Origin of the sequence: Caballeronia sp. LZ024 (genome assembly GCF_031451455.1) — a bacterium.
GTDB lineage: Bacteria > Pseudomonadota > Gammaproteobacteria > Burkholderiales > Burkholderiaceae > Caballeronia > Caballeronia telluris.
The window spans coordinates 1-5,774 of sequence record NZ_JARUXL010000016.1 but is presented as its reverse complement, the minus strand read 5'-3'; the positions used below and the strand labels follow the sequence as shown (position 1 = coordinate 5,774).

The following is a 5,774-nucleotide window of genomic DNA, read 5'->3' as shown; positions in this document are numbered from 1 at the left end:
AAGCAAAAAACCCCACCTTTTTGGGGTGGGGTTTTTTGTTGCTGCATGAGGAGCCTGACGATTACCTACTTTCACACGGGAGATCCGCACTATCATCGGCGTGGAGTCGTTTCACGGTCCTGTTCGGGATGGGAAGGGGTGGTACCAACTCGCTATGGTCATCAGGCATGACTTGTTGTCGCGGGGTTTGGAGTTCAAACGCCACAACCAATCTGGGAAGAAGTAGTCGAACTGCGGGGTTTAAGCGCGTTCGGTGTTACTGGTGTTACTTTGGGCTGTGCTTGTATTGGGCACAACACTTAATCTCAACCTTGGTGTGCATGGCGTACCCCTTTCGGGGTGAACCTGAGTAAGTGTTGAAGCACTAACTCATTACGTAAAACACACTGGTTATAGGATCAAGCCTTACGGGCAATTAGTATCAGTTAGCTTAATGCATTACTGCACTTCCACACCTGACCTATCAACGTCCTGGTCTAGAACGACCCTTCAAGGGGATCAAGTCCCCAGGGATATCTCATCTTAAGGCGAGTTTCCCGCTTAGATGCTTTCAGCGGTTATCTCTTCCGAACATAGCTACCCGGCGATGCCACTGGCGTGACAACCGGTACACCAGAGGTTCGTCCACTCCGGTCCTCTCGTACTAGGAGCAGCCCCCTTCAAATATCCAACGCCCACGGCAGATAGGGACCAAACTGTCTCACGACGTTTTAAACCCAGCTCACGTACCTCTTTAAATGGCGAACAGCCATACCCTTGGGACCGGCTACAGCCCCAGGATGAGATGAGCCGACATCGAGGTGCCAAACACCGCCGTCGATATGAACTCTTGGGCGGTATCAGCCTGTTATCCCCAGAGTACCTTTTATCCGTTGAGCGATGGCCCTTCCATACAGAACCACCGGATCACTATGACCTGCTTTCGCACCTGCTCGACTTGTCGGTCTCGCAGTTAAGCACGCTTATGCCATTGCACTATCAGCACGATTTCCGACCGTACCTAGCGTACCTTCGTACTCCTCCGTTACACTTTGGGAGGAGACCGCCCCAGTCAAACTGCCTACCATGCACTGTCCCCGACCCGGATCACGGGCCAAGGTTAGAACCTCAAACAAACCAGGGTGGTATTTCAAGGACGGCTCCACCGAAACTAGCGTTCCGGTTTCATAGCCTCCCACCTATCCTACACAGATCGGTTCAAAGTCCAATGCAAAGCTACAGTAAAGGTTCATGGGGTCTTTCCGTCTAGCCGCGGGGAGATTGCATCATCACAAACACTTCAACTTCGCTGAGTCTCGGGAGGAGACAGTGTGGCCATCGTTACGCCATTCGTGCAGGTCGGAACTTACCCGACAAGGAATTTCGCTACCTTAGGACCGTTATAGTTACGGCCGCCGTTTACCGGGACTTCAATCAAGAGCTTGCACCCCATCATTTAATCTTCCGGCACCGGGCAGGCGTCACACCCTATACGTCCACTTTCGTGTTTGCAGAGTGCTGTGTTTTTATTAAACAGTCGCAGCCACCAGTTTATTGCAACCCTCTCACCCTTCTGGCGCAGGCCAGTCAAGCTACAAGGGCGTACCTTATCCCGAAGTTACGGTACCAATTTGCCGAGTTCCTTCTCCCGAGTTCTCTCAAGCGCCTTAGAATACTCATCTCGCCCACCTGTGTCGGTTTGCGGTACGGTCTTGTTAGACTGAAGCTTAGAGGCTTTTCTTGGAACCACTTCCGATTGCTTCGTCACCGAAGTGACTGGCCTCACACCCTTGAATTCCGCGCCCGGATTTGCCTAAGCGCCTTCTCCAATGCAAGGACCGGGACTTCCAACACCCGGACAACCTTCCGCGATCCGTCCCCCCATCGCATCTAACAATGGTGCAGGAATATTAACCTGCTTCCCATCAGCTACGCATTTCTGCCTCGCCTTAGGGGCCGACTCACCCTACGCCGATGAACGTTGCGTAGGAAACCTTGGGCTTACGGCGAGGGGGCTTTTCACCCCCTTTATCGCTACTCATGTCAGCATTCGCACTTCCGATACCTCCAGCGCACTTTTCAATGCACCTTCGCAGGCTTACGGAACGCTCTCCTACCATGCGTGTAAAACACGCATCCGCAGCTTCGGTGACTGGCTTAGCCCCGTTACATCTTCCGCGCAGGACGACTCGATCAGTGAGCTATTACGCTTTCTTTAAAGGATGGCTGCTTCTAAGCCAACCTCCTGACTGTTTTAGCCTTCCCACTTCGTTTCCCACTTAGCCAATCTTAGGGACCTTAGCTGGCGGTCTGGGTTGTTTCCCTCTTGACACCGGACGTTAGCACCCGATGTCTGTCTCCCGTGATTGCACTCTTCGGTATTCGGAGTTTGCTATGGCGTAGTAATCCGCAATGGACCCCACAACCATGACAGTGCTCTACCCCCGAAGGTGATACACGAGGCACTACCTAAATAGTTTTCGGAGAGAACCAGCTATTTCCAAGTTTGTTTAGCCTTTCACCCCTATCCACAGCTCATCCCCTAACTTTTCAACGTTAGTGGGTTCGGTCCTCCAGTACGTGTTACCGCACCTTCAACCTGGCCATGGATAGATCACTTGGTTTCGGGTCTACGCCCAGCAACTGAACGCCCTATTCGGACTCGCTTTCGCTACGCCTGCCTTAATCAGTTAAGCTTGCTACTGAACGTAAGTCGCTGACCCATTATACAAAAGGTACGCCGTCACCCGTTTCCAGGCTCCGACTGTTTGTATGCATGCGGTTTCAGGATCTATTTCACTCCCCTCCCGGGGTTCTTTTCGCCTTTCCCTCACGGTACTGGTTCACTATCGGTCGATCACGAGTATTTAGCCTTGGAGGATGGTCCCCCCATCTTCAGACAGGATTTCACGTGTCCCGCCCTACTTGTCGTACACCTAGTTCTTCCTCACTGTTTTCGTCTACAGGGCTATCACCTGCTATGGCCGCACTTTCCAGAGCGTTCGACTAACAACGAAGATAAAGAGTACAGGCTGATCCCATTTCGCTCGCCACTACTTTGGGAATCTCGGTTGATTTCTTTTCCTGCGGTTACTTAGATGTTTCAGTTCACCGCGTTCGCTTCACTGAGCCTATGTATTCAGCTCAGGATGACCCATTCGGGCCGGGTTTCCCCATTCGGACATCTACGGATCAAAGCTCGTTTGCCAGCTCCCCGTAGCTTTTCGCAGGCTACCGCGTCCTTCATCGCCTGTGATCGCCAAGGCATCCACCACATGCACTTGTTCGCTTGACCCTATAACGAGTGTGTCTTGTCGGCCAGCGTTAGCGCTTTAGCGCTTACGCTGGCCCCATCCCCTAAGGGGACAGGAGCATTCACGAGGAATGCCGCGTGCCACATCCGCCATAGGTTGAGTATTCGTGTTGCGCCGTATTCCAAAGCAATCTTTCGATCACCTTTTCATACATTGATACAATCACAACCCTGATCCACCTACTCACACACCCATCTCTAAGTATGCTTTCGTGAATCTCTTTACTACTTCTTCCAGATTGTTAAAGAACGACAGCCGACGTTGTACTTCTCAACATCGCCCTGACTGGCTCAATCGCCAATGGATAACGCGCTCTGTTGCCAGAACCCTATCCATTGAAGATTGGTGGAGGATGACGGGATCGAACCGACGACCCCCTGCTTGCAAAGCAGGTGCTCTCCCAGCTGAGCTAATCCCCCGGGTGCCACGCTAAAGATCTCGCTCATCCTGATGCCGGACGCGCACGCGCACTTGGGTGGTGGGTCTGGTTGGATTCGAACCAACGACCCCCGCCTTATCAAGACGGTGCTCTAACCGACTGAGCTACAGACCCTTAGCCTGTCTTCTTACAGCCGATAAGCGTGAGCGCTCAACTTTTGACACGTTAAGCTCGAGAAAGGAGGTGATCCAGCCGCACCTTCCGATACGGCTACCTTGTTACGACTTCACCCCAGTCATGAATCCTACCGTGGTGACCGTCCTCCTTGCGGTTAGACTAGCCACTTCTGGTAAAACCCACTCCCATGGTGTGACGGGCGGTGTGTACAAGACCCGGGAACGTATTCACCGCGGCATGCTGATCCGCGATTACTAGCGATTCCAGCTTCACGCAGTCGAGTTGCAGACTGCGATCCGGACTACGATCGGTTTTCTGGGATTGGCTCCACCTCGCGGCTTAGCGACCCTCTGTTCCGACCATTGTATGACGTGTGAAGCCCTACCCATAAGGGCCATGAGGACTTGACGTCATCCCCACCTTCCTCCGGTTTGTCACCGGCAGTCTCCTTAGAGTGCTCTTGCGTAGCAACTAAGGACAAGGGTTGCGCTCGTTGCGGGACTTAACCCAACATCTCACGACACGAGCTGACGACAGCCATGCAGCACCTGTGCGACGGTTCTCTTTCGAGCACCCCCACCTTTCAGCAGGGTTCCGTCCATGTCAAGGGTAGGTAAGGTTTTTCGCGTTGCATCGAATTAATCCACATCATCCACCGCTTGTGCGGGTCCCCGTCAATTCCTTTGAGTTTTAATCTTGCGACCGTACTCCCCAGGCGGTCAACTTCACGCGTTAGCTACGTTACTAAGGAAATGAATCCCCAACAACTAGTTGACATCGTTTAGGGCGTGGACTACCAGGGTATCTAATCCTGTTTGCTCCCCACGCTTTCGTGCATGAGCGTCAGTATTGGCCCAGGGGGCTGCCTTCGCCATCGGTATTCCTCCACATCTCTACGCATTTCACTGCTACACGTGGAATTCTACCCCCCTCTGCCATACTCTAGCCTGCCAGTCACAAATGCAGTTCCCAGGTTAAGCCCGGGGATTTCACATCTGTCTTAACAGACCGCCTGCGCACGCTTTACGCCCAGTAATTCCGATTAACGCTCGCACCCTACGTATTACCGCGGCTGCTGGCACGTAGTTAGCCGGTGCTTATTCTTCCGGTACCGTCATCCTCCCACCGTATTAGGGCGAAAGTTTTCTTTCCGGACAAAAGTGCTTTACAACCCGAAGGCCTTCTTCACACACGCGGCATTGCTGGATCAGGCTTGCGCCCATTGTCCAAAATTCCCCACTGCTGCCTCCCGTAGGAGTCTGGGCCGTGTCTCAGTCCCAGTGTGGCTGGTCGTCCTCTCAGACCAGCTACAGATCGTCGCCTTGGTAGGCCTTTACCCCACCAACTAGCTAATCTGCCATCGGCCGCCCCTTGAGCGAGAGGTCTTGCGATCCCCCCCTTTCCTCCTTAGAGCGTATGCGGTATTAATCCGGCTTTCGCCGGGCTATCCCCCACTCCAGGACACGTTCCGATGTATTACTCACCCGTTCGCCACTCGCCACCAGGGTTGCCCCCGTGCTGCCGTTCGACTTGCATGTGTAAGGCATGCCGCCAGCGTTCAATCTGAGCCAGGATCAAACTCTTCAGTTCAATACCTGTTACTGTTTTCGGTTCTTGCGAACCGGTCGCTCACTCAACGTACTGACAAGTTCTACTGAGCATCCCCATCACTGGAAACACCCGCGCAAAACCTACCTAATTACAAAGTGTGAGACTTGATTACTTTCGCTTTAACCCGAAGCCCGAAGACCCCGGCGCGTCGCCATCAAGCGCCCACACTTATCGGCTGTTAGTTTTTAAAGAACATTCGCAAGAACCGGCGCCCAACCCTCAGTCGCCTTTGAAGTTCAGCCGCTTAACTACCGCCGCCACCCCTTCCGTTCTGCGTCGCTGCATCAGCAGCAGAGAAACGAGATTATGAAGAA

General features: G+C 53.2%; 2 tRNA genes and 3 rRNA genes. All 5 read right to left on the bottom strand.

The window, feature by feature from the left end:
- Positions 1–52 precede the first annotated feature (52 nt).
- The 5 genes from rrf to QCE48_RS31300 all read right to left on the bottom strand — a co-directional run bounded on the left by rrf (position 53) and on the right by QCE48_RS31300 (position 5,439).
- Positions 53–166: ribosomal RNA gene (rrf, locus tag QCE48_RS31320) — 5S ribosomal RNA — on the bottom strand.
- A 228-nt stretch (positions 167–394) separates the two neighbouring features.
- A 23S ribosomal RNA gene (locus QCE48_RS31315) occupies positions 395–3,274 on the bottom strand.
- A gap of 362 nt (positions 3,275–3,636) precedes the next feature.
- Positions 3,637–3,712 (bottom strand) — tRNA-Ala (locus tag QCE48_RS31310).
- Positions 3,713–3,769: 57 nt separating this feature from the next.
- A tRNA-Ile gene (locus QCE48_RS31305) sits at positions 3,770–3,846 on the bottom strand.
- A gap of 62 nt (positions 3,847–3,908) precedes the next feature.
- A 16S ribosomal RNA gene (locus tag QCE48_RS31300) occupies positions 3,909–5,439 on the bottom strand.
- The 16S, 23S and 5S rRNA genes sit together here with 2 tRNA genes alongside, the layout of an rRNA operon.
- Positions 5,440–5,774: the final 335 nt, after the last annotated feature.